Source organism: Moritella sp. 24, from assembly GCF_018219155.1.
Lineage (GTDB): Bacteria > Pseudomonadota > Gammaproteobacteria > Enterobacterales > Moritellaceae > Moritella.
Window position 1 is genome coordinate 4211959 of record NZ_CP056123.1, and the last position, 24174, is coordinate 4236132.

The window sequence follows — 24174 nt, forward strand, 5'->3', positions numbered from 1 at the left end:
TCGTTAGCATTAGAATATCTATACTACCTCAATAGATTGACCCAAACGAGAGACATTAATTAATAAGTAACCACTCCCTTACAATTCATACAAAAAAAAAGCTTATTATATAAATCATAATAAGCTTTATCATTTTTTGAATTTAAATCAATACGTTAACATTGAGGCACTAATAACAGCGCCGCTTCAACAACTTCAACGCCTGCGCCTTTCTTATGCCCTTGCTCACTTAAGTGACGTTTCCATGCACGTGCACCCGGTTGACCAAGGAATAGACCCAGCATGTGGCGGTAAATATGCGTTAAACTGCCACCGTTACGGATATGATTTTCAATATACGGTAACATCATCAGCGCATAATCATGGCGACTATGTATTGATTTCTCACCACCGTAAACTTGCTCATCAATTTGACTCAGTAAATAAGGGTTATGATAAGCTTCACGTCCCATCATCACGCCATCAACATGAGTTAGATGCAATTGCGTCTCTTCTAGCGTTTTAACACCACCGTTAATCGCAATAAACAATTCTGGATACGCTTTTTTAATATCATAAACACGTTGATAGTTAAGCTCAGGGATCTCGCGATTCTCCTTTGGACTTAAACCACTTAACCATGCTTTACGCGCATGTAAGGTAAAGTCATTACAACCTGTTGCTGCAACTGTTTCGATGAACTCCTGTAAAAACTCATACGAGTCTTGCTCATCAATGCCAATACGGGTTTTAACTGTCACCGGAATATCGACAACATCTTGCATCGCTTTCACACAATCAGCCACCAGCGTCGGTTCAGCCATTAAACAAGCACCAAATTTACCGCTTTGTACGCGGTCTGATGGGCAACCAACGTTAAGGTTAATTTCATCATAGCCACGCTCTTGCGCTAACTTAGCACTCTTCGCAAGATCGAGTGGATTACTACCACCTAGCTGCAAAGAAACGGGATGCTCTTCTTCATTGTAAGCAAGGTAGTCACCTCGACCATGAATGATCGCACCAGTTGTCACCATCTCGGTATACAACAAGGTGTTTTTGCTTAATAAACGATGGAAGTAACGGCAATGACGATCTGTCCAATCCAACATTGGGGCAATCGAAAAACGCCCAGGGGCATGAACACTGGTGGTAACTGGCTTAGTCATTGCTTGAATATCTCTTATCTGGATGCGCTGTTGCGCTAAATGTCGTTAGCTTGCTTTTAAATTCGTGCAGAAGTGTGGTTACAACGACGAAAAACAAGGTGGCGATCATACACGTTGAGCGCTGTACTTTCAAAAATAAAGATCTTGAGGTCATCGAGCAATGACGACCAAGTAAAAAAGCAATCCCAGTAAGGGAGCAAGAAATAATGAATTAAAGGCTATACATCACTCATTTTTAGCCTGCAACGCATGGCCATAAATATCCACGATAAAGTCCAGAAACGCTTTAACCTTAGGTATTTTGGCACGATGCCTCGGATACAAAGCGTATATATCAACAGCCTCCATCCCCCAGTCAGGAAGGATATTAACTAGCTGTCCAGTCGCGATCTCTTCACGACTCATATAATCAGGTAACACCGCAATGCCTAAACCATCAAGAAGAGATTGCTTAAGAATGGCAAAGTCATCCACTAATAATCGCGGTTTACAATTTACAGTAAAGCGCTCTCCTGCTGTCGACACTAAATGTAATTTTGGATCGTTGTTAGTTGGGTTCATCACCAATAATTGATGATCTAATAATTCAGCTATCGTTTGTGGCTTTCCATACTTTTCAAGATAGGCCGCACTCGCAAATAACTGTCGAGCCGCAGAACCCAGTTTCTTTGCTATCAATGTTGAGTCTTCCAATTGACCAATACGGATCACAACATCAAAGCCCTCTTCGATAAAATCAACGCGTCGGTTCACTAAGTTAAGCTGTACATTTAGCTCTGGGTATTGATGCATAAAAGTCGCGAGGGCCGGTCGCAATATCTGTTGCCCAGACGAGATTGAAGCACCGATTTTCAATTCACCTTTATAGCTATCCATTAATTCAGATACACATGCGGTCGCTAAATCTAATTCTTCATGAACACGCTTACAGTGTACTAAGTAACGACAACCCGCTTCAGTTAAATGTTGTGACCGCGTTGAGCGCTCTAGCAAGGTTATATTCAACTGTTGCTCTAAACGCGAGACTTTGCGACTTACATTCGCTTTGGGTATACCAAGTCGCTCCGCTGCAAGGGTAAAACTTCCCGTTTCCACTACTGCTAAAAAAACCATCATGTCATTTAAATCATGTTCCATAATATCAACGCCCCATCCATTGTTGTTGTATATGAAATTATCATATCAATTAAAGCCCATTTATCAAACAAGCTCTACATCCTATTATTACTACCAACAAAGCGAATACAACTCACAACGCAACTGCTGGAGAAGAATATGCAAATACTAAGTAAAAAATCATTACCGTTAGGCGGCTTTGCTGGTTTAACTGAACGTCGATTAATCACAGACCGACGTGTATTTGGTAGTCATAAAGCAGCAAACACATTCAATGGATTAGGTAACTTTGTTTATCTCGCTGATGCGCAATTTAATCCGCGTGGTCAAACCCACATGCACCCACATAAAGAAATTGATGTTATCTCAATCATGATGAACGGCCGCATTAGCCACGAAGGTTCATTAGAGCACGGGCAAAGCTTAAACGCTGGTGAAGCACAAGTGCAGCGTGCCGGTGGTGAAGGCTTCACACATAACGAAGTTAATCCAGATAATAACAAAAACCGCATGCTGCAATTATGGGTACTACCAGACGAATCAGGTCAACCTGCTGGATATAAGCATTACAGTATAAAAGCGAACGGAAGCACGCGTATCTACGGCGGAAAGAAAAACCAATCAGCAACTTTCGACAGTAAAACATACATCGATATTGTGCGCTTAGCGGCAGGTGACAGTATTACATTTGATAATGAAACATTAGCCTATGTCAGCCACGGAGCTGCTGAATTTACAGATGAAAACAGTACCTTTGCAGCCGAAGATGGCGATTTGATCCGCAGTTATAAAACAGAGATCACCACAACAAGTAATGCCGAAATTGTTGTCGTCAGTAAATAGCAGGTACAACAACACTCATACCAACAAATTAAAACCACAGTAAATGGAGATTACGATGAATAAATTTGCAGAAACATTAACGATTGATAATGCTGTACTCGCAATGATAGACCACCAAACAGGGCTGCTGGTGAGCTGTCGAGACCAAGACCCACACTTGATGACGGAAAACATTAAAGGCTTGTGTGCGATGGCCAAAACAGTAGGGATGCCTACAGTCACGACAGCAAGTATGCCCGACGGCCCCAACGGACCTATAATGCCTGAGATCACTGATATTTTAGGGCATGACATAATAGAACGTGCAGGTGAAATTAATGCTTGGAAAAGCCCTGCGTTTAAACAAGCTATCGAAGCAACAGGCCGTAAAAAAATCATCATGGCAGGTATTGTGACCGATGTGTGTTTAATGTTCCCCGCTATCTCTGCCGTAGCCGAAGGGTATGACGTATACGCGGTTGTTGATGCCTCTGGTACATGGAACAAATCCGTAGCCGACGCATCGATTCACCGCATGACTCAAGCAGGTGTAAAGGTAGCAACATGGGCATCGGTTCTAGCTGAGGTGATGGATGACTGGCGTAGTGAGAAAGGCATGGAATTAGGTGGCATTTTAGGTCAGCACACCACATATCGCTGGGTATACAACAGCTTTTTACAAGCAAACCAACCTCAGGGTTAATCACCATTAATTATGTGAGCACCGATTGAGCCAGATATTGAATACGGTGCTCAACTTATTATCACTATAAGGAACATAAAATGAGCGTACCGAGCAAACATCTAATCGCATGCATCAACTATATTACCCTCGTCCCCTTGGTATATTTTATTCCTGAATGGGTAAACCCTTATTTACCCGCGAATAAACTGTTACAGGTAGCCATTGATGTCGCCATTATTGTTCCTATCATTACTTATATTGTTATGCCAATGACGATGAAACGATTACACAAACTCAGTAACTAATTGAATGACGGCTAATTTATTTGTCGTATCCCCCTTAAGTGCTAACTTACATATAATTAACATAACGTTACAACATCATAACGAGAGATAATCGCCTATTAATAAACAACACAACTATAAAATTATCATCGCTCATTTATCAATACACAGCTCAATCCAATAAAACACATCAATAACCACTATAAAATGTGCCTGCTTGCCTATTTTTAACGTAATGTGATGAGAAAAGCGCTTCTAATGTGTTAGCATTATCCTTTCTCAGCTATTTGAATGATCCCTATGACAGATTCAGCGAACAATTTACTTTACAGAGCACAACAGCTTTGTATTACCCGTGCGGTTCGCTTCACCCCAATTAGGCAGCAGATTTTTCTCTTAATGGCACAGCACAACGCCATGATCAGCGCTTACGATCTACTTGCTCAGCTACAACTGCTAGAGCCAAACGCAAAACCCCCTACTGTTTATCGCGCCCTCGATTTTCTCCTCGAAGAAGGTTTTATCCATAAAATCGAATCAAGTAACGCGTTTATTTTATGCCCGCACTTTGGTGAAAAACACCCTTCACAACTACTCTTGTGTAAGAGCTGTGGCGCGGTGATTGAATTGCATAACGCAGAAATAGAAGAGTTACTACAATCACTTGCCGATAAGCATGGTTTTGCAATTACGACTAAGACTGTCGAAGCACACGGTATCTGTGCTGGTTGTCGCGAATAACTTTAATTTCAGGAATAACTAACTATGCGTGTTGAGTTTATCAATCCATTTATCGCGTCTTTACTAAATGTATTAAATACCATGGCACAAGTCGAATTAGCGCCAGGCAAACCAAGATTAAAAAAAGATGATAAAGCCAAAGGTGATATATCAGGAATAATGGGGATGATGTCTACCCAAGCGAAGGGATCGTTTGCATTAACATTTGATGAACCATTAGCCTTAGCCATTATGCATAATATGTTAGGTGAAAAACCAGCCAAGATTGATGCTGAAGTCATTGATATGGTAGGTGAAATAACTAACATGGTAACCGGCGGTGCAAAGCGTATCTTAGCAGATAAAGGCTTTGATTTTGATATGTCGACACCTATTGTCGTATCAGGTAAAGGGCATACTGTGACGCATAAATCAGAAGGGCCTAAGTTATTACTCCCACTGACAAGCAAGTTCGGTAATGCGTGTATCGAAATATGTTTCGATAACTAATCAAATTATAAATACCAGATACTAAAAAGCCAATCTCAATGAGATTGGCTTTTTTATTGGACTTAATTTTTACTTAATAAGTTAAGTAAGAATTATAGGCCTTTAGCATTTTTGCTTAGGTATTTAGCAACGCCTTCTGGAGATGCGTCCATTGCTTCTTTACCTTCTTCCCATTGTGCAGGACAAACTTCACCGTTTTTCTCGTGGAAGTTTAATGCATCAACCATACGTAGCATTTCGTCGATGTTACGGCCTAATGGAAGGTCGTTAACAACTTGGTGACGAACAACACCGTTTGTGTCGATTAGGAAAGAACCACGGAAAGCAACACCAGCTTCTGGATGCTCAACGTCGTATGCTTTACAGATTTCGTGCTTAACGTCAGCTACTAGTGGGTATTTAACTGGACCGATACCGCCATCTTCGATAGCAGTGTTACGCCATGCGTTGTGGCTGAATTGTGAATCGATTGAAACACCAATTACTTCAACGCCGCGCTTTTGGAATTCTTCTAGACGGTGATCAAAAGCGATTAGCTCTGATGGGCAAACGAATGTGAAATCAAGTGGGTAGAAAAATACAACAGCTGATTTACCTTTAGTGAATTCAGCAAAGTTAAAGCTATCAACGATTTCGCCGTTACCTAGTACTGCTGCAGCTGTAAAATCAGGTGCTTGACGTCCTACTAAAACCATTTTAATCTCCTAAAATTAATTAAATATCCGCTTATTTACGGCGTAATTTTCACATTAAACATAATCTTAAACCAATAGTTTGACTCAATCGTCTTAATAGGTGAAAGCTATCAAACTATCAATTATCATAAGGTAATCATTATTAAAACATAGCGTATCAACCATAGCACTAGGTTTTATACTTGTCATCTTACCGCATAATCTTTTCTAAATTACTGTGATAGTAGCAGTGCTAAATGTTGAAAGTATGACAGTGGTATACAATTATAATCCGCGTTGCCATTCTTTACGTAAATGGCTTTGTTCTGGTGTTTCTATTGCACCACGAACTTGCGCTAACAATTGTGCTTTATCTTGCCCTAATGTTCCTTTCAAAGACAAGTAGTTGGACGCATGGTCAGACCTGAACACCGTATTATTCAGTTCCAAATTTTCTAATAACATCTGCATTTCTAAGAATAACCCTTGCTGATCGGGTAATTGGAAACCATTCTTAAAGTTTTTAGCAAACTTGGCTTGACCTAATGGAAATGACACCACTAACGTCGATAGATAATCAGGTTGTGCTTCATTCATCAAACGAGCTGAATTTAATGCATGCTGTTCACTAAACTCTGTGCCACCCAAACCATTTAATATCATTACAGAAGTTTTAATGCCCGCACCTTTCAGTTTATACAAGGCATCAAGCTGGGAATCATAAGTTTCACCTTTTTCAACCAATGCTAGTACTTCATCATCACCACTTTCACAGCCTACATATACAATGCCAAGGCCCAAAGTACGTAATTCATAGAGTTCAGCTAATGATTTACTCTTAATATTTCGCGGTAGGCAATACGCACTGACTCTTTGCACATCAGGCATGTGTTTGCGAATCAATAATAAGATTTCCTTTAAACGCTTAAACGGTAATGTCATTGCATCACCATCGGCAAGAAAGATACGTTGATGCTTCTGACCAGTAGCAACAACACTTAAAATCTCAGATTCAATGTCTTCTATTTTCTTCGCGCGAAACTTTTTTTGTGGTTGAGTATACATGTTGCAAAAGCTACATTTATTGTAAGAACAACCATTTGCGACCTGTAAAATTAATGAACGCCATTCACTAGGCGGACGAAATACAGGTTCAACATAAGAGATAGGCATATCACAATTCCATTATTGGGGGGTCAGCATCCACTGCTAATTTTAGAGGGCTAGCAGCGTTGATATTCTTCAATACTGCTAGTTTATTCGGTAATGCTATTCGTATCTAGCGTAATCACATGACAACTATAAACGGCGTTATATTGTTACTTAAGATTGTTACGTAGGATCGTTATTAATCTTAAGGTCATAACCAGCAATGTGCGCATAATGAGTCAAGTATACTGTCGCTAACACTTTTGCTTCGCGTACATACTTATCAGCAGATTCAGGTTCTTGAACAGCTAATCGTAAAATAGAGCCGACAGTACGCGGTAAAACAACCGAGATCATTTTAACTTGCTCGCGACTAATATCATCAGAAACAATACTTTCCATTTGCTTTTGAATAACCGCAGAATGAAAATCAAGCGCAGACTGATCAATGCTTTTTAGTTCAGGCAGTGAATCAACACCAGACCAAACAGCCATATAGCCAGGTTCTTTACGATAAAACTCAGCATACGTCTCAATAACAAGCTCAATACGCTCTTCAAGTGGTAAGTCACTTGGCACTGCTGAGAAACGTTGCTGTAGCGCGTCTAAATGACGTTCAGCTAACGCACGAATAATCGATGCTTTATTTGGGAAGTAGCGATATAAAGATGTTCTGGTTAAACCCGATGCTTTGGCAATATCTGAAGGTGTTGCATTCGCAATACCAATTTCATCAAACAAGGCTGCTGCTGAATCAATAATTTGTTTTACTCTTTCAAGGCTTCTTTCCTGTCTAGGAAGATTTCTTTGTGCTGTATTATTCTCTGTCATATGCCCCTCTACTGCTGTACAAATTAAATGATCAAAAATGAGATAAATAAGCTTAATTGCAACCTTTGGTGGCTCAACATCAATTATTGTATATCAACGTAATAAACAATAATTATCAGCCCAAAATAGTCTGAAATTAAATGCATAGAGCTTTGGCTCTAGCTCATAATAGCGTAATTAATTGGCAAATTGCAGATGGAAAATGCATATTTCCCTCGCATATTGCATTTAAATTCATGACTCAGTGTTATCTATGCATATAATGCCTTGATATAACTTGATTTTCATTCTCTTTGTACATTAGTATGAAGGCATTACAGTCAACAACTTATTTAATAGATACTACTGTATTTTTATAGGTATTTAAGCCTAACTCGTTGTGTGAGTTTAGTGACCAACTCATAAGCAATGGTACCTATGTGTTCAGCAACCAATTCTGCTGGTAAACCGGCTCCCCACATAATCACTTTGTCACCCACTTGATCTTGGCATTCAGCACCTAAATCAACCGTGAGCATGTCCATAGATACACGTCCAACAATCGGGACAATACGACCATTAATTAGCACGGGTGTACCTTCTGGTGCCATGCGTGGATAACCATCACCATAACCAACCGCAACAACACCTAATCGTGTATTTTCTGGTGCACTCCAAATACCACCATAACCTGTCGTTTCACCTTTTTTAATATCATGAACAGCAATCAGATCCGTGGTTAATGTCATGACAGGTTTCAAATCATGCTCGATAGCGGTTGCGCCAATCATCGGAGATACGCCATACAGCATAATACCAGGGCGGATCCACTCTCGACGCGCACTCGGCCAAGCCAGTACACCTGCGGAATTAGCAATTGAATGTTCGCCTTCTTCACCAGCGACCAGTTCATCAAATAAATTGATTTGGCGCTGAGTGATACTTGGGTCCGCTTCATCGGCGCAGCTAAAGTGCGTCATAAGTCGTGCAGGTTGCACAACATTAGAATTATTTTTAAGTCGCTCGATAGCACGTTTACAATTGTCAGGGCGTATACCTAAACGGTGCATACCCGTGTCCATCTTCAGCCAGACATGAATAGGTGCCTCTAAATCAGCTTGCTCTAATTCATCTAGCTGTTGTTCAATGTGTACCGAGGTTTGGATGTTGTTAGCAACTAAAATAGGCAGTTCATCTGTCGAGAAAAAGCCTTCAAGTAACAAGATAGGCTTTACAATTCCGCCACTGCGCAGTGTTAATGCTTCTTCAACACGCGCCACCGCAAATGCATCGACCGCTTTAAGCGCTCTTGCCACTGCAAGTAGGCCATGGCCATACGCATTTGCTTTCACGACAGCCATTATTTTACTGTTTGGCGCAATGCTTTTTATTTGATTAACGTTATGCTGCAATGACTGCAAGCATATTTCAGCCGTTGCTGAACGCATAGCTATTCCTTAATAATCATCATCATAAGCAGGACCAGTAAAGTTATCAAAACGTGAGAATTCACCATTAAAGGTCAATCTTACTTTACCAATCGGGCCGTTACGTTGTTTACCGATAATGATTTCGGCTGTGCCTTTATCTGGTGAGTCATCGTTATAAACTTCATCACGATAAATAAACATAATTAAATCGGCATCCTGCTCAATAGAACCTGATTCACGCAGATCCGAGTTAACAGGACGCTTATCTGCACGTTGCTCCAACGATCGGTTCAACTGAGATAAGGCAATTACAGGACATTTAAGTTCCTTTGCAAGGGACTTCAATGAGCGCGAGATTTCTGCAATCTCTAAGGTTCTGTTTTCGCTTAATGCTGGTACACGCATTAACTGCAAGTAGTCAATCATGATCATACTGATACCGCCGTGATCACGTGCAATACGACGTGAACGCGAACGAACCTCGGTAGGCGTCAAACCAGAGCTATCATCGATGTACATTTTACCTTGTTCAAGCATGCTCTTCATCGTTGCCGATAAACGCGCCCAATCGTCATCATCTAATTGGCCTGTACGTACTTTAGTTTGGTTAATTTTACCGAGCGATGCCAGCATACGCATCATAATCTGTTCTGCAGGCATCTCCAGCGAGAAAATAACCGCAGGTTTATCTTCGTTTAGTGCTGCGTGCTCACACAAGTTCATCGCGAACGTTGTTTTACCCATCGACGGACGCGCCGCAACAATAATTAAATCAGACGGTTGGAAACCCGTTGTCATACCATCAAGGTCGTTATAACCCGAGGCAACACCAGTGACACCATCATGGGGTGTTTGATAAAGTTCTTCAATTTTATCGACAGTTTCTTGCAGTACACTTTCAAGATTTTTAGGGCCTTGGCCTTCACTCTGTCTCGACTCTGCAATTTGGAATACTTTACTTTCAGCTAAATCAAGCAGGTCTGTACTTTTACGCCCTTGCGGCTCATAACCTGATTCACTGATATCACTCGCAACTGCAATGAGCTCACGAACAACGGCACGCTCACGCACAATGTTGGCATAAGCAGTAATATTCGACGCACTTGGCGTATTTTTTGCGATCTCACCCAAATAGGCAAAACCACCCGCATCATCAAGCAGTTCTTCGTTATCTAACCATTCTGAAACAGTAATAATATCGAGTGGGATATGTTGATCCACCAACTTTGCCATTGCTTCGAAGACAAGTTGATGCGGACGACTATAAAAGTCCTTTGCTACAATAAATTCGGTGACACGATCCCAGGCTTCATTATCAAGTAATAAGCCACCTAAAACTGATTGCTCAGCCTCAAACGAATGCGGCGGCACTTTTAGTGCATCAACGGCACTGTCTTTTTTATTTCTGTCTTTTGAAAACTGATTTTGAAACTGGTTTTGACGTTTGTCGGCCATGCTAGCACTCACGAAATTTAGTGTGATTGACCATTATCCTAAAAATATCCCTGTAGGGGAAATGAAATAACCTGAGAAGTGAGAAAAATTTATATGGGGGAATCGTTTGCTGGTTTTTTGGTTAATAAAAAAGCCTCATCATGAGGCTTTAGCTGCTTTCAACGTTGAGACTCGCTCAACCTTATTTCAAACTTGAAAAGTATGCAGCTACATTGTTAATGTCAGCATCAGATAAAGCCATCGCTTGACCAGCCATCACAGGTGCCATACCACCAGTACGTTGACCCGCTTTATATGCTTTTAATGCATTAACTAAATACATTTCTTTTTGGCCCGCTAGATTTGGGTACATAGGAATAGCAGAAATACCTGCAGCACCATGACAAGCTGCACACACAGCCGCTTTTGCTTTACCAGCAGCGGCATCGCCACCAGCAGCCATTGCTAAAGAAGGAACTAAACATGCTAACGCAACGATCGTTGTTGTAATTTTTTTCATCATATACTCACTAATTGCATCCTGCTGTGAAGCAGTATAGGGATTAACTTATTATTTTTGCCAAATTTTAGACCTCATACTCCAAAAATGAAAGGTTTGAGTATGATAAACCGCTTATTTAACTTATTTTTTGTGAGCTACATTCCCTGTACACACTCGGTGTTTTTCCTGTCCAGCGTTTAAAACTACGAAAGAAAGAGCGAGTTTCACTAAATCCTAATTGCATTGCTATATCATCAACGGATACTTGAGTTTCCGTTAAATATTGTTGCGCTAACGAGAGCCTCGCGTCATCCAGTAATTTCTGATAACTGGTTTGCTCTTGCTGTAACTTTCGCTGTAATGTTCTCTCACTCATATTAAGTTGTGCAGCGACCATATCTTTACGCGTGATCCCTTTTGATAGCAGAATACGGATAATATCTTTAACTTGAACACTAAAATTATGCGCCTCACCAAGGGCTGAAACTTGTCCTGCAGCATGTAATTCAAGCGTTTGTAATAAGCAATGATCGGGTTGTCGTAATGGAATGCGAAGGTATTTACGCGGTAAAATAAGGCTATTATTTGGCTGAGAAAATAACACCGGACAAGCAAAAACCTGTTGATAATAATGTATCAGTTCTGGCATTGGTTCTGCACGCTGTAGATGAACCTCAAGCGGGCCTAAATCTTGCCCTGACAACCAACGCGCATAAGCAAGCCAAGACGCAAACACATTATCAACCATCTGATCGCGCACATCTTCAAACGTATAAGCACAATGCCAATTAATACATAATTGATCTGATTGGTAGTTAATGGATGTCACGCCCATATCACCCACTAGCTTCTCATAAGGCTGAATGCGCTCAAGCACTTCTTCAAGGGTTGCACACGTCATCGAAATATAGCCGAGTACACTGTACGATGCGGGTTCAACAAACGCCCCACTCTTCAATCCAAACAAAGGATCATCCGTCGCAATGATAAGATTAGCTAAAAATGCCTGTAATTCTTCACCTGTAATACGCTCATTTTCTTGAGCCAATGTCGCAACAGAGATACTACTACTCGACAATAACGCTGGCACGTCAAGATTAAGCGTTTCAACATAGCGTAGATACTGTTTTACGACTGGTACCGATACCGAACCTAATCCCACCATCACTGAATCATCCTTATCCAATATATATTAATGAGTATAACGAGCTTTACCCTAAGGTATTGTGAGTTAGTCCTAATTTGATACTTATGTTGGCTTAATACGACAATGCTATCAACCCACATTCTCCCTTAAACTTATTTGATACACCGTAATACTATAAATGGAGATGAGAGTATGAAACGTTGGAATGGTTGGGGCGATGAAGCCAATAAATTAGATTTACCGGATACTGCAGATAGCTTTCTGCTCAAGAAGGTCGGCACTACAATTCCCCTTGTCGATGCACAACTCGATGATGTCATAAAACAAGTACCTATCTCACGGTTACCTCATCACCGATTATTTAACCTCGATCCTGAAGTGCGAGTTCGTCATGCGCGTGGCCAAAGTTTACCGGACTGGTTAGCAATGCGTAGCGGGGACTTTAAGTTCTTTCCTGATGGCGTCGCCTTTCCACAAAACAGTGACGAATTAACCGAGATCCTCAGCATCTGTAAGCAACAGCATATTCTCGTTATTCCTTATGGTGGCGGTACCAGCGTTGCAGGACACATCAATCCTTTTGCTTCTGAACAAGCGATTTTAACCGTTGATATGGGGCGTATGAACCGCCTTATTGCGCTGGATACAGAAAGCCAGCTCGCTACTTTTGGCGCTGGTACACCGGGACCACAAGTCGAATCACAATTACGCGCACAAGGTTACACCCTCGGTCACTTCCCACAATCTTTCGAACTATCGACGATTGGTGGTTGGGTTGTTACTCGCTCTAGCGGCCAGCAATCGCTGCGTTATGGACGAATAGAAGAACTGTTTGCCGGAGGTGAGGTCATTACCCCTGTAGGGCCTTTAACTATTCCCACTTTTCCTGCATCCGCTGCAGGGCCCGACATGAAAGCGCTATTAATGGGTTCTGAAGGGCGTATTGGCATCTTATCCGAAGTAAAAGTACGCGTACGTAAATTAGCACCACAAGAAAATTTCTATGTCACTTTCTTCCCAAGCTGGCAGCAAGCCAAAGAAGCAGCGAAAACGTTAGTCCAATCTGATATTCAACTTTCGATGTTACGTTTAAGCAATGCCATTGAAACCGAAACACAATTAGCCTTAGCAGGACATGAAAAACAGATCGCATTACTCGAAAAAGCACTCGCTGTATTTGGTGCAAAAGACGGTAAATGCATGATGACCTTTGGCTTAACAGGCACAAAATTCCAATGCCGTAGTGCATTAAAGCAATTAAAGAAAATCACCAAAGCGTATCAAGGGTTATATACGGGTTCATTCATGGGGAATAAGTGGGCTGAAAAACGCTTTACCATGCCGTACTTCCGCGAAGCATTATGGCAAAAAGGTTATGTCGTGGATACGCTTGAAACAGCAACAGACTGGCACAATGTCGATAACCTATTAGCTAAAATAGAAACCAATCTACGCACCATACTCGCGCAAGATCCAACAGACGGTTCGCCGCAATTACATGTATTTACTCACCTGTCTCATTTTTATCAACAAGGCTCTAGTATTTACACGACCTATATTTTTAAAGCCGGTGAAAATTACCAACAGACACTCGCACAATGGGCTAAATTAAAACACACAACATCAGAGATCATTGTTAATAACCAAGGCACGATCAGTCATCAACATGGTGTAGGTAAAGATCATCAACCTTACTTACCTACAGAAAAAGGCGACTTGACGATAAAAACGATTCAGTCTTTATGCGATACATTTGATCCACAACAGATCATGAACCCACATTGCTTGATTGAATCTAAACCAGCGTCTGTAGCTACGCTTAATATATTACCAAGCGGCAATGCAGATAAAGACTCAAACCAAGAACAGGTCATCAGTTAGGGGGGGCGAATGAGCAATATATTAACCAGTTTAAGTCGTGCACAACAACTTTCTCAGCTGCAACAAAATAACGCTAAGACAACGTGGGATATGATCGTCATTGGCGGCGGGATCACTGGTGCAGGCATACTACTCACCGCTTGTCAGGCAGGGTTAAAGGTATTATTAATCGAGCAACAAGATTTTGCGTGGGGAGCATCAAGTAAGTCATCAAAAATGGTACACGGTGGATTACGTTATTTGGGTAGCGGTCAATATAATATGACGAAAGACGCTGTCACCGAACGTGAAAAACTGCTGAATGAGTTACCCGGTTTAGTCAGTCCTCTACAATTTTTGATGGGTCATTATAAATTTCAATTTCCAGGGCCTTTTATATTTAATAGTTTGTTGACCATATATGACTGGATTGGCGGTAAACGTAATCATCGTTATATCAATCATGCTATTGGTGATTTTCATGTACCGGGTATTGAACAAAGTAAATTACAAGGTGCGACTCAGTTTGCAGACGCGGTCACTGACGATGCTCGATTAGTCATGCGAGTATTACAAGAAGCGCAAGAACTCGGTGGCAGTATCATTAATTACCTTAGCGCAGAACAAGTCATTAAAACCGCGGATAAAGTCACTGGCATCAAGGTATCTGATCAGGTGCTAGGTCAGCAATTTAACTTAACTGCAAAAGTAGTGATTAATGCAACAGGCCCATGGACAGATAAATTACGCCAGCAACTGCAAGCTAAAAAAGCCATTAGGCCCTTACGTGGTAGCCATTTAATTGTACCGAACTGGCGCTTACCCCTCGCCTATTCCGTCAGTTATTTTCATCCACAAGATAAGCGCCCTATTTTTGCTTTTCCTTGGGAAAATAGCAGCGTCATTGGTACCACGGATCTTGATCATGACTGCGATTTAGATCAACAACCCAGCATTAGCCAAGCCGAAGTTGATTACTTGCTTACGGGGATCAATAAACAATTTCCACAAGCCGATATCACCGAAGCAGATGTCATTTCGACCTATGCGGGGATCCGCCCCGTGGTGAGTAACAGTGATAATTTAAAAAGTACCAAACCATCGGATGAGAAGCGGGAACATTCGATCTGGGATGAACAAGGCATGATCAGTGTTGCCGGAGGAAAACTAACGACCTTTCGGTTAATTGCGCTCGACGTTTTAAAAGCTGCGCAACCTTATTTATCCGATATCAAACTCAAGCAATTAAAAAACGCACTTTTATTTAAACCTGTCACCGACAAACCAGCAGATACACAGTTACATCCGCAGAAAATACAGCGTTTAAAAAGTCAGTATGGTAAACATTACATACATCTGATTAATGATATGAAAGACAATGAGCTCAAGCAAATTGGTACAACGAATACCTTATTTGGTGAACTGAAGTGGATACTACAACACGAGATGATCGTACACCTTGATGATCTATTACTACGTCGAACGCGTATTGGCCTATTACTCGAAAATGGCGGAGAGTCTTTATTGCCGCAACTACGCTCCCTGTGCCAAACAGCATTAGCCTGGGATGACGCTCAATGGCAGCAAGAGGTTAACCGCTATCAAACGATTATCCAGCAGTATTATAGCTTGCCAAAACAAACGGACCGTTTATCTACAAACCATAGCAACTTACTCAAAGAGAGCAATGGTTTACCTAACGAGCTTGTAAACTAATCAAGGCGGAGACAATTAACATGGATAGTCGAACTCCAACAGTATCAACGCCAGCCTCTGCGCAAAAGCGCTATTTGTTGAGCATTGATAATGGCACTCAAAGCGTACGCGCACTGCTTTATGATACCGAAGGTAACTTGATCGCCAAAGGGCAGCATGTGATCAGTCCTTATTTTTCAGCACATCCCGGCTGGGCCGAACAAGATCCTGACTACTATTGGCTAGCAGTAAAGAAAGCCTGTGATTTACTTTGGCAAGATCTTGAACACTACCCTGCGATCGAAAAGCAGCATATTGCCGGTATGTCGATCACCACTCAGCGCGGCACGGTGATCAACCTAGACAGTGCAGGTGAACCATTGCGTCCTGCGATCATCTGGTTAGATCAACGCCACGCCGAACAAGAAGAAATAAAGTGGCCTTGGAACTGGTTATTTAAAATCGCTCGCGTAGAAGATATTATTCAACGCTTTCAAGAAAAATCACAAGCCATTTGGATCCGTCAGAATCAACCTGAAATATGGCGTGATACAGCTAAATACTTACTGCTATCAGGTTTTCTAAATTATAAGTTCACCAATAAAATGACTGATTCTATCGGTAGCCAAGTTGGTTATATTCCCTTTGATTACAAAAAACTAACCTGGTTAAAAAAATCAGATTGGCGTTGGGATATGCTAGCTATTGATCCGAAGATGCTACCCAAATTAATTGAACCCGGTGAGCTTGTCGGTTATGTCACTGACGACGCTGCAGCTTATACAGGTATTCCAGCAGGATTACCTGTCATCGCCTCCGCTTCAGACAAAGCCTGTGAAATTATAGGTTCCGGTGGTAATCGGCCACATATTGCTTGTTTAAGTTATGGTACAACGGCGACGATTAATATCACCACAGACAAATACGTCGAGGCGACACCACACCTCCCGCCTTTTCCTTCTGCAATTCCGAGACACTACTCGTCTGAAATCATGATTTACCGTGGTTTCTGGTTAATCAGTTGGTTTAAAAAAGAGTTTGGTTTACGTGAACAACATATTGCAGATGCAGAAGGCATTGCACCTGAAGTATTATTTGATCGCTTAGTCGCAAAAATACCACCCGGTTCAATGGGTCTGATGCTACAACCCTATTGGACACCCGGCGCTCGGGATCCCGGTCCAGAAGCTAAAGGCGGCATTATTGGTTTTGGTGATGTGCATACCCGTACCCATATTTATCGCGCAATATTAGAAGGGTTGGCTTATGCATTACGAGAAGGCAAAGAACGGATCAGTAAACGGAACAAGGTCAAGATAACCACATTACGCGTATCAGGAGGGGGTTCGCAAAGTGACGTTGCAATGCAGCTAACGGCAAATATTTTTAATATGCCAGCAGAACGACCACATACGTTTGAAACGTCAGGATTAGGCGCAGCCATTGTGACAGCGGTAGGTTTGGGAATTTATACTGATTTTGATCAGGCGATTGCAGCAATGACACGAGTCAGTACCGTATTTCAACCACAGCCAGAGGTCGTCGAGACTTATGATGCTCTCTATAACCAAGTCTATTTGAAAATGTATAAGCAATTACAGCCGCTTTATAAATCTATTCGGGAGATTACCGGTTATCCAAAATAGTGAACGGTTCCTAACTGCGCAGTAATCGTCATGCCAAATTTCAGGTATAAAAAAAGCCATGGCATACACCATGGCTTTATACTGAAATTAATTTAAAGTTAAACTTTAAATTAAGCGTCAGCTACGATTTCTAAGTTTACTGTAGCGAATACTTCGCTGTGTACTTGGATGCTAACTTCGAACTCACCAAGAGTACGTAGAGCGCCTTCAGGAAGACGAACTTCACTTTTAGCAACTTCAACACCAGCAGCAACGATCGCATCAGCGATGTCACGAGTACCAATAGAACCGAAAATCTTACCTTCGTCACCAGCTTTAGTTGCAATTACAACAGCTTCTAGAGCGTTGATTGTTGCAGCTTTAGCTTCAGCAGTTGCTTTAACAGCAGCTACGTTAGCTTCTAGTTCAGCACGACGTGCTTCGAAAGATTCAACGTTAGATTTAGTTGCTAGAACCGCTTTACCTTTTGGTAAAAGGAAGTTACGAGCATAACCAGCTTTAACGTTAACAGTCTCGCCTAAGTTACCTAACTTAGCGATCTTGTCTAATAAAATTACTTGCATTACCTTTCCTCAGAAATGTAGAGTTAGTCTTGACGACCAAACAATAGCTTACTTATGTAAGTCAGTGTATGGAAGTAGAGACAAGTAACGTGCGCGTTTAATCGCACGACCAAGTTGACGTTGGTACTTAGCACGTGTGCCAGTAATACGACTTGGTACAATTTTACCGCTTTCAGTTACGTAGTTTTTTAACGTAGCGATATCTTTATAATCAATCTCCGTAACACCTTCAGAAGTGAAACGACAGAATTTACGACGACGGAAAAAACGTGCCATAATTAAAATCTCCTAAAATCTTCTCAAAAATTGGATAACTAAATGCTATCCAACAAAACAAATACCTATAGCTAAAACGCTATTATTAAGCAGCTGGTGCTTCAGTAGCAGCAGGCGCTTCACGGCGTTCTTCTTTAGCTTTAGCCATTGGAGAAGCTTCAGTAACTACACCTTTAGTACGTAGGATCATGTTGCGGATCACTGCGTCGTTAAAGCGGAAGTTATTTTCTAGCTCATCAATAACATCTTGGCCAGCTTCAATGTTCATAAGAACATAGTGAGCTTTATGAAGTTTGTTGATTGGGTATGCTAATTGGCGACGACCCCAGTCTTCTAGACGGTGGATAGTACCATTTGCTTCAGTGATTACAGCGCTGTAACGCTCAATCATGCCTGAAACTTGTTCACTTTGATCTGGGTGAACCATAAATACGATTTCGTAATGACGCATCGTAAGCTCCTCACGGGTTTAATCAGCCTCGGCTCTGGCTTAGTCGGTCCATCGAGGCAAGGAACGTATAGAAAATTGACTAATTTTGAGACCGCGAATTATATAGTGTCACCCTCAACAATACAACTCGACAACGAAGATAATCGTAAATATTTATAAGATTACGAATACAACCAAAGTATTAATTCAAAAGTATGAGTGCAAAATCATCTTTTAACTGTCAACAAATCAAAGTATTAATAACAAATGCTGTTTTTTATTCTTATCATCAAGCTGTAAAGAATTGAGAATATTATGTGCCATATTGAATAAGACATATATCTGTAAACAATGTTGTGTGACTAAAGCACATCGACGAACCTAAGGAGTTGTTATGATCAAAACGCTATCACCTTATATGCTATCGTGCTTGTTATTAGTATTATTTGTTATGAGCTTTTCAAATACTAACCAGTCGCTTGCCAGCGCATACCAACGTGGGGAATTCCATCTTCCAAGTATTCTGTCGTCGCAGTAACAAACTCATAGCGCTGATAATAATGCTGTAAATGCGCTTGCGCAGAAAGATATAAATCTTGGCCGGGCCATGCTGATTTTGCAGCCTGTACACCGCGCTCTAATAATTGATGACCAAGCCCCTGCCCGCGTGCAGATGCAGCGGTAACAACACGACCAATCGCGACATCAGGATAGCTGACACCTGCAGCTAAAATACGCAGGTAAGCAAGTAACTCTCCTGTCGCACTATAATGCAATAAATGGCGAGTTTCAGGATGCAGGTCTAAGCCATCAATGTCTTGATAAGGACAATTCTGTTCGACAACAAAAATCGCACTACGTAATTGTAATACATCATAGAGTTGTACACTCGACAACTCACTAAACCGACAACACATCCAAGTCATAATTAATCCCATATACTAAAATTAAAATCACCTAGCATAATAACAACAATCTTTACTCTGTGAATCAAAACTTCGATTCAATCAAATTAAGTGCGAGTAAATCTTGATTGTTATGTTAAGGATTGATTATTATCTATGTCTGAACTCCTGTTAACTAACTAATTTATAGAAGTCATATGCAACCTGAACCGTCATCATCTCGTCAATACGTTGAACTTGCTACGTTAGCTCAACGTTTTCAAGCCGCAATATTAGATAAAGTCATTTTTCCGACTGTTATGTTAGTCCCGTTTATTCTCGGTTTTGATTTACTTAATTTAAATGCAGGTATCGATGAAAACTTTACCATTTCATTTGCTACCCAAGTAAAAGTATCCTTACTTGAAATCGTGCTATTTATGGCCCTAAACAGCTACCTACTAAAAGAATATGGGCAAACCCTAGGTAAACGTATTGTCGGCATTGCAGTCGTTGGCGAGAATGGCCAACGCTTAAGCTTACAAGAAATCATTCTTAAGCGTTATTTACCATTTTGGGCAGCAGCTTACTTACCAATCTTTGGTTTTGTTATTACGATCAGTAACTTTTTAGCTATTTTCAGAGGTGATAAACGTCGTTGTTTACACGATGATTTAGCAAAAACGCTAGTCGTGAAAATGCCGAAAGGTCGTCGTATTGCCAGCAGCGAAGCGCATGTCGATAGCGAAGGTAAAAGCGAAGCCTCTGATGTAATGGATGCTTAACCGCAACTAAGAATGGCTCGAGCATAAAATAAAGTTAATAAAAAAGCGTCCATGATGGACGCTTTTTTATATCTACGTATTGTTGTAAGCCAATAAGTTAAACCGATTGGCTAAACAACAACGTAAGATTATTTAACTTGGCGTTGACGTACAACTTCAAACAAGCAAATACCAGTAGCTACTGATACATTCAAGCTTGAAACACTACCCGCCATTGGGATGCTAATTAGCTCATCACAATGTTCACGTGTTAGACGGCGTAAACCTTTTTCTTCCGCACCCATCGCAATTGCTAATGGACCCGTTAGTTTAGGTTGGTATAAGTCTTGTGTTGCTTCGCCCGCAGTACCTACGATCCAGATACGACGTTCTTGTAATTCACGCATAGTGCGCGCAAGATTTGTAACAGCGATCAGTGGTACTGTTTCAGCTGCACCACATGCAACTTTACGTACAACTGAAGTAAGTTGTACTGACTTATCTTTTGGTACGATAACAGCGTGAACACCAGCCGCATCAGCACTACGTAAACAAGCACCTAGGTTGTGCGGATCAGTAACACCATCAAGAATAAGTAATAATGGATGTTCTTCTTTTTCTTCAATACGGTTTAGTAACGTATCTAGATCAGATTCGTTTAACTTCTTACCTTCTTTAACGCGTGCTAATACACCGTTATGACGGCCGCCGTCGCACTTCTTGTCCAGTGTGTTACGGTTAACCAATTGCACTGAAATACCAATATCATTTAATTCAGCGATTAATGGTGTTAGACGATCATCTTCACGTCCTTTTAATGCATATACTTCAATGAAGCGTTCTGGTTCATGCTCCAATAATGATTTAACTGCATGAATACCGAAAATTAGTTCACTGCTCATTGTATCTCTCTACCTTATTACTATTTATTTGCTTTTGCTTTTTGCTTTGAACGTTCAGCTCTGCCCGGGCGCGATTTAGATTTCGCTTTTACTTTTTTCTTCGCCGGTTTGGTTTTACCTTTCGGTTTAACCGCATCCACTGGTGATGTGCCTTTTTCAACAGCATCGCCCGTCTGAGGCTTCAACTTTGCAGCCACACGCGCTTTATCAGCAGCGCTAACGACAACATCATCATTGGCCTTTAGCTTTACTTTATTTCTTTTTTTCGCTTTGCCATCTGCACTTGTTTCTTTCGCTGCACTGGCTACTTTGCGCTTCCCAGAAAATTCAGCTGGCTTACGCTTGCTACGACGGCTGTGTTGTACTGCACCTGCGATCTCAAGATCAATCTTCTTGTCGTTCATGTTGATTGCTAATACTTTAACTTCAACTTGATCGCCAATACGATATTCAACGCCGCTTTTCTCGCCACGTAATGTTTGACGCGCACCATCAAAATTATAGTAATCACCGCGTAAGCTAGATACATGTACCAAGCCATCGATGTTTAAATTTTTGATGCGAACAAAGAAACCAAAATTAGTGACCGCAGCAATAACACCTTCGAATGTATCGCCTAAGTGATCTTGCATGTATTCACATTTCAAGAAATCAGATACATCACGTGTTGCATCATCAGCACGACGTTCTGTTAATGAGCAATGCTCACCTAATTTCTCAACGTCTTCAACAAGGTAGCAATAGCCGCCAGTACTAGTCCAACGTTTTGTTAACGGTTTTTCTGCTTTAACAGCAGCTTGGTTTGCTAGTTCAAACTTAATTGCACGATGCAATACAAGATCAGGATAACGGCGAATTGGTGACGTAAAGTGACCATATGCCGTTAATGCTAAACCAAAGTGACCGTTGTTTTCTGCTTGATACACCGCTTGTTTCATCGAGCGTAATAGCATTGTCTGAATCAGTTCTTTGTCTGGACGATCTTGAATACGACTAATCAAATCAGCGTAATCGAGTGGTGTAGGTTTTAAACCACCGCCAAGTTCTAGACCAGTTTCACTTAAGAAATTTCTAAAGTTAACGAGTTTTTCTTCACCCGGAGTATCATGCACACGTAATAATGCAGCAGCTTTATGCTTACTCACGAAACGTGCAGATGCTACGTTCGCTAAGATCATGCACTCTTCAATCAGCTTATGTGCATCGTTACGAACAACAGGAACAATCTTGTCGATTTTACGATGTTCATTAAATACAAAGCGTGTTTCTAGTGTTTCAAATTCAATCGCACCACGTTCAGAACGTGCTGTTTTCAACACTTTGTACATGTTATGTAGTTCGTGAAGATGTGGTACTACCGCGTCGTATTCATTACGTAGTTCTGCATCACCATCAAGAATATTGGCAACCTTGGTATACGTTAAACGCGCATGTGAATTCATCACCGCTTCATAAAACTTATACCCAGATAAGCGACCAGCATCAGAGATAGTCATTTCACAGACCATACAAAGACGATCTACGTGTGGGTTCAATGAACACAGGCCGTTAGATAATACTTCAGGCAACATAGGAACAACTTGCTCAGGGAAGTAAACAGAGTTACCACGGCTTTGTGCTTCTAAATCTAAATCTGAATTTGTTTTAACGTATGAACTTACGTCTGCAATCGCTACCCATAAACGCCAGCCACCGCTTTTTTTACGTTCACAGAATACTGCATCATCGAAATCACGTGCATCTTCACCATCAATAGTTAGTAAAGGTAAATAACGTAAATCAACACGGTCTAATTTTGACTCTTCAGGTACTTCTGGTGACAGTTTTGCCATGTCATCAAGAATATGTTCCGGCCATACATGCGGGATATCATGTGTGCGGATAGCAACTTGAATTTCCATACCCGGCGCCATATTCTCGCCCAGTATTTCAACGACTTTACCTAACGCTGGTAAATTATAAGTTGGACGTTTTAAAATTTCAGTCACAACCATTTGGCCAGCGCGAGCACCAAGACGTTCTTCGTCACTAATGCGGATCTCTTGCTTAATTCGGCTATCATCTGGACGTACAAAAGCAACGCCTTTATCCAGATAAACACGACCAACAAGTTGTAATGGTTCAGCATCTAATACACGAACGAAACGTGCTTCTTTACGACCTTTAAATTCTTCTTTAACAGGTTGTGCAAGAATACGATCACCGTGAAATAGCGTCGACATTTGACGAATTGAGATAAATAAATCTTTACCACCATCGTCTGGACGGAAAAAGCCAAAACCATCGCGATGACCTAATACCAGACCTTCCAACAGATCTAAGCGTTCAGGTAGTTCATAAGTTCTGTTACGAGCGAAAATCAACTGCCCATCACGTTCCATCGCACGTAAGCGACGACGTAAAGCTTCTTCGTGTTCATCACCTGCTAATTTTAATCCTGCAAATATTTGCTCACGATTAATCGCATTTTCTAGGCTACGAAGATAATCAAGAATAAATTCTCGACTAGGAATAGGATTGCTGTATTTTTCCTGCTCACGCGTATGGAAAGGGTCTTTACTCATAGAAGGTCCAAATTGGTAGGAATATCGCTCGGATTATATACCCAAACTTCGTCAGGATACAGTTTTGTGCCATAACTAACTCGGTATACTAGAAGGATAGTGTTAAATGTACGGGGAATCGAATCAAAACTAACTCTAATTGACTATTCAGTTAGCCTT

The 24174-nt window shown here is 41.2% G+C and carries 24 protein-coding genes; 9 read left to right on the forward strand and 15 right to left on the reverse strand.

Features of this window, described 5'->3' with window-relative positions; translation table 11 throughout:
* Positions 1-155: 155 nt before the first annotated feature.
* Entirely contained in the window at positions 156-1148 is a 993-nt protein-coding gene (dusA, locus tag HWV00_RS18770) for a tRNA dihydrouridine(20/20a) synthase DusA (protein ID WP_211683749.1), read from the reverse strand.
* Positions 1149-1373: 225 nt separating this feature from the next.
* On the reverse strand, positions 1374-2285 hold the full coding sequence (locus tag HWV00_RS18775) for a LysR family transcriptional regulator (RefSeq protein WP_211683750.1): 912 nt from the start codon (positions 2283-2285) through the stop codon (positions 1374-1376).
* Between the two features lie 138 nt (positions 2286-2423).
* Here HWV00_RS18775 and HWV00_RS18780 point away from each other — a divergent pair, with 138 nt between their 5' ends.
* The 5 genes from HWV00_RS18780 (at position 2424) to HWV00_RS18800 (ending at position 5285) form a co-directional block, all read left to right on the forward strand.
* Complete coding sequence (locus HWV00_RS18780) at positions 2424-3107, forward strand: pirin family protein (protein WP_211683751.1); 684 nt, start codon at positions 2424-2426, stop codon at positions 3105-3107.
* Positions 3108-3162: 55 nt separating this feature from the next.
* Positions 3163-3789: an isochorismatase family protein gene (locus HWV00_RS18785; protein ID WP_211683752.1), complete on the forward strand. Its 627-nt coding sequence runs from the start codon at positions 3163-3165 to the stop codon at positions 3787-3789.
* An 80-nt stretch (positions 3790-3869) separates the two neighbouring features.
* Complete coding sequence (locus HWV00_RS18790; protein ID WP_211683753.1) at positions 3870-4076, forward strand: hypothetical protein; 207 nt, start codon at positions 3870-3872, stop codon at positions 4074-4076.
* 279 nt (positions 4077-4355) lie between these two features.
* On the forward strand, positions 4356-4796 hold the full coding sequence (zur, locus tag HWV00_RS18795) for a zinc uptake transcriptional repressor Zur (RefSeq protein WP_255554822.1): 441 nt from the start codon (positions 4356-4358) through the stop codon (positions 4794-4796).
* 24 nt (positions 4797-4820) lie between these two features.
* Complete coding sequence (locus HWV00_RS18800) at positions 4821-5285, forward strand: chemotaxis protein CheX (protein ID WP_211683755.1); 465 nt, start codon at positions 4821-4823, stop codon at positions 5283-5285.
* Positions 5286-5377: 92 nt separating this feature from the next.
* On the opposite strand, the gene HWV00_RS18805 is transcribed toward HWV00_RS18800, so the two are convergent.
* The 7 genes from HWV00_RS18805 to HWV00_RS18835 form a co-directional block, all read right to left on the reverse strand.
* Positions 5378-5980, reverse strand: coding sequence for a peroxiredoxin C (locus HWV00_RS18805; protein ID WP_211683756.1), 603 nt, complete (start codon positions 5978-5980; stop codon positions 5378-5380).
* 264 nt (positions 5981-6244) lie between these two features.
* Positions 6245-7132: a radical SAM protein gene (locus HWV00_RS18810; RefSeq protein ID WP_211683757.1), complete on the reverse strand. Its 888-nt coding sequence runs from the start codon at positions 7130-7132 to the stop codon at positions 6245-6247.
* A 159-nt stretch (positions 7133-7291) separates the two neighbouring features.
* Complete coding sequence (locus HWV00_RS18815) at positions 7292-7939, reverse strand: TetR/AcrR family transcriptional regulator (protein ID WP_211683758.1); 648 nt, start codon at positions 7937-7939, stop codon at positions 7292-7294.
* Positions 7940-8292: 353 nt separating this feature from the next.
* On the reverse strand, positions 8293-9366 hold the full coding sequence (alr, locus tag HWV00_RS18820) for an alanine racemase (RefSeq protein WP_211683759.1): 1074 nt from the start codon (positions 9364-9366) through the stop codon (positions 8293-8295).
* 9 nt (positions 9367-9375) lie between these two features.
* Positions 9376-10803 (reverse strand): replicative DNA helicase, encoded by a 1428-nt coding sequence (dnaB, locus tag HWV00_RS18825; protein ID WP_211683760.1) that lies wholly within the window; start codon positions 10801-10803, stop codon positions 9376-9378.
* A 181-nt stretch (positions 10804-10984) separates the two neighbouring features.
* On the reverse strand, positions 10985-11302 hold the full coding sequence (locus HWV00_RS18830; RefSeq protein ID WP_211686705.1) for a cytochrome c: 318 nt from the start codon (positions 11300-11302) through the stop codon (positions 10985-10987).
* Between the two features lie 118 nt (positions 11303-11420).
* A complete protein-coding gene (locus tag HWV00_RS18835) occupies positions 11421-12449 on the reverse strand; it encodes an AraC family transcriptional regulator (RefSeq protein WP_211686707.1) in 1029 nt (342 codons plus the stop codon).
* Between the two features lie 174 nt (positions 12450-12623).
* Between HWV00_RS18835 and HWV00_RS18840 the strand changes: the two genes are divergently transcribed.
* From HWV00_RS18840 to HWV00_RS18850, 3 genes are read left to right on the forward strand one after another with little or no spacing between them, the layout of a single operon-like run.
* Positions 12624-14312, forward strand: a complete 1689-nt coding sequence (locus tag HWV00_RS18840; protein WP_211683761.1) for an FAD-binding oxidoreductase — start codon at positions 12624-12626, stop codon at positions 14310-14312.
* A gap of 9 nt (positions 14313-14321) precedes the next feature.
* Positions 14322-16007, forward strand: coding sequence for a glycerol-3-phosphate dehydrogenase/oxidase (locus HWV00_RS18845; protein WP_211683762.1), 1686 nt, complete (start codon positions 14322-14324; stop codon positions 16005-16007).
* A gap of 20 nt (positions 16008-16027) precedes the next feature.
* On the forward strand, positions 16028-17632 hold the full coding sequence (locus HWV00_RS18850; protein ID WP_211683763.1) for an FGGY-family carbohydrate kinase: 1605 nt from the start codon (positions 16028-16030) through the stop codon (positions 17630-17632).
* A gap of 110 nt (positions 17633-17742) precedes the next feature.
* Here the strand turns inward: HWV00_RS18850 and rplI are convergent, their stop codons facing one another.
* The 4 genes from rplI to HWV00_RS18870 all read right to left on the reverse strand — a co-directional run bounded on the left by rplI (position 17743) and on the right by HWV00_RS18870 (position 19827).
* The gene (rplI, locus tag HWV00_RS18855) at positions 17743-18195 is read right to left on the reverse strand and encodes a 50S ribosomal protein L9 (protein ID WP_211683764.1); all 453 of its coding nucleotides are present in this window, start codon (positions 18193-18195) and stop codon (positions 17743-17745) included.
* A 48-nt stretch (positions 18196-18243) separates the two neighbouring features.
* Positions 18244-18471 (reverse strand): 30S ribosomal protein S18, encoded by a 228-nt coding sequence (rpsR, locus tag HWV00_RS18860; RefSeq protein WP_006030173.1) that lies wholly within the window; start codon positions 18469-18471, stop codon positions 18244-18246.
* Between the two features lie 85 nt (positions 18472-18556).
* The gene (gene rpsF, locus HWV00_RS18865) at positions 18557-18922 is read right to left on the reverse strand and encodes a 30S ribosomal protein S6 (protein WP_211683765.1); all 366 of its coding nucleotides are present in this window, start codon (positions 18920-18922) and stop codon (positions 18557-18559) included.
* A gap of 446 nt (positions 18923-19368) precedes the next feature.
* Positions 19369-19827 carry a GNAT family N-acetyltransferase gene (locus HWV00_RS18870; protein ID WP_211683766.1) on the reverse strand — a complete coding sequence of 153 codons (459 nt, stop codon included), beginning with the start codon at positions 19825-19827 and terminating at the stop codon, positions 19369-19371.
* Positions 19828-20003: 176 nt separating this feature from the next.
* Between HWV00_RS18870 and HWV00_RS18875 the strand changes: the two genes are divergently transcribed.
* A complete protein-coding gene (locus HWV00_RS18875) occupies positions 20004-20570 on the forward strand; it encodes an RDD family protein (protein WP_211683767.1) in 567 nt (188 codons plus the stop codon).
* 128 nt (positions 20571-20698) lie between these two features.
* On the opposite strand, the gene rlmB is transcribed toward HWV00_RS18875, so the two are convergent.
* A complete protein-coding gene (gene rlmB, locus HWV00_RS18880; protein ID WP_211683768.1) occupies positions 20699-21451 on the reverse strand; it encodes a 23S rRNA (guanosine(2251)-2'-O)-methyltransferase RlmB in 753 nt (250 codons plus the stop codon).
* 20 nt (positions 21452-21471) lie between these two features.
* The gene (rnr, locus tag HWV00_RS18885) at positions 21472-24015 is read right to left on the reverse strand and encodes a ribonuclease R (protein ID WP_211683769.1); all 2544 of its coding nucleotides are present in this window, start codon (positions 24013-24015) and stop codon (positions 21472-21474) included.
* Positions 24016-24174: the final 159 nt, after the last annotated feature.

What these genes read in the sequence shown, in the direction of transcription:
- dusA (WP_211683749.1), bottom strand. Translation starts at nt 1,148, where the DNA reads ATGACTAAGCCAGTTACCACCAGTGTTCATGCCCCTGGGCGTTTTTCG.
- HWV00_RS18775 (WP_211683750.1), bottom strand. Translation starts at nt 2,285, where the DNA reads ATGGAACATGATTTAAATGACATGATGGTTTTTTTAGCAGTAGTGGAA.
- HWV00_RS18780 (WP_211683751.1), top strand. Translation starts at nt 2,424, where the DNA reads ATGCAAATACTAAGTAAAAAATCATTACCGTTAGGCGGCTTTGCTGGT.
- HWV00_RS18785 (WP_211683752.1), top strand. Translation starts at nt 3,163, where the DNA reads ATGAATAAATTTGCAGAAACATTAACGATTGATAATGCTGTACTCGCA.
- HWV00_RS18790 (WP_211683753.1), top strand. Translation starts at nt 3,870, where the DNA reads ATGAGCGTACCGAGCAAACATCTAATCGCATGCATCAACTATATTACC.
- zur (WP_255554822.1), top strand. Translation starts at nt 4,356, where the DNA reads ATGACAGATTCAGCGAACAATTTACTTTACAGAGCACAACAGCTTTGT.
- HWV00_RS18800 (WP_211683755.1), top strand. Translation starts at nt 4,821, where the DNA reads ATGCGTGTTGAGTTTATCAATCCATTTATCGCGTCTTTACTAAATGTA.
- HWV00_RS18805 (WP_211683756.1), bottom strand. Translation starts at nt 5,980, where the DNA reads ATGGTTTTAGTAGGACGTCAAGCACCTGATTTTACAGCTGCAGCAGTA.
- HWV00_RS18810 (WP_211683757.1), bottom strand. Translation starts at nt 7,132, where the DNA reads ATGCCTATCTCTTATGTTGAACCTGTATTTCGTCCGCCTAGTGAATGG.
- HWV00_RS18815 (WP_211683758.1), bottom strand. Translation starts at nt 7,939, where the DNA reads ATGACAGAGAATAATACAGCACAAAGAAATCTTCCTAGACAGGAAAGA.
- alr (WP_211683759.1), bottom strand. Translation starts at nt 9,366, where the DNA reads ATGCGTTCAGCAACGGCTGAAATATGCTTGCAGTCATTGCAGCATAAC.
- dnaB (WP_211683760.1), bottom strand. Translation starts at nt 10,803, where the DNA reads ATGGCCGACAAACGTCAAAACCAGTTTCAAAATCAGTTTTCAAAAGAC.
- HWV00_RS18830 (WP_211686705.1), bottom strand. Translation starts at nt 11,302, where the DNA reads ATGAAAAAAATTACAACAACGATCGTTGCGTTAGCATGTTTAGTTCCT.
- HWV00_RS18835 (WP_211686707.1), bottom strand. Translation starts at nt 12,449, where the DNA reads ATGGTGGGATTAGGTTCGGTATCGGTACCAGTCGTAAAACAGTATCTA.
- HWV00_RS18840 (WP_211683761.1), top strand. Translation starts at nt 12,624, where the DNA reads ATGAAACGTTGGAATGGTTGGGGCGATGAAGCCAATAAATTAGATTTA.
- HWV00_RS18845 (WP_211683762.1), top strand. Translation starts at nt 14,322, where the DNA reads ATGAGCAATATATTAACCAGTTTAAGTCGTGCACAACAACTTTCTCAG.
- HWV00_RS18850 (WP_211683763.1), top strand. Translation starts at nt 16,028, where the DNA reads ATGGATAGTCGAACTCCAACAGTATCAACGCCAGCCTCTGCGCAAAAG.
- rplI (WP_211683764.1), bottom strand. Translation starts at nt 18,195, where the DNA reads ATGCAAGTAATTTTATTAGACAAGATCGCTAAGTTAGGTAACTTAGGC.
- rpsR (WP_006030173.1), bottom strand. Translation starts at nt 18,471, where the DNA reads ATGGCACGTTTTTTCCGTCGTCGTAAATTCTGTCGTTTCACTTCTGAA.
- rpsF (WP_211683765.1), bottom strand. Translation starts at nt 18,922, where the DNA reads ATGCGTCATTACGAAATCGTATTTATGGTTCACCCAGATCAAAGTGAA.
- HWV00_RS18870 (WP_211683766.1), bottom strand. Translation starts at nt 19,827, where the DNA reads ATGACTTGGATGTGTTGTCGGTTTAGTGAGTTGTCGAGTGTACAACTC.
- HWV00_RS18875 (WP_211683767.1), top strand. Translation starts at nt 20,004, where the DNA reads ATGCAACCTGAACCGTCATCATCTCGTCAATACGTTGAACTTGCTACG.
- rlmB (WP_211683768.1), bottom strand. Translation starts at nt 21,451, where the DNA reads ATGAGCAGTGAACTAATTTTCGGTATTCATGCAGTTAAATCATTATTG.
- rnr (WP_211683769.1), bottom strand. Translation starts at nt 24,015, where the DNA reads ATGAGTAAAGACCCTTTCCATACGCGTGAGCAGGAAAAATACAGCAAT.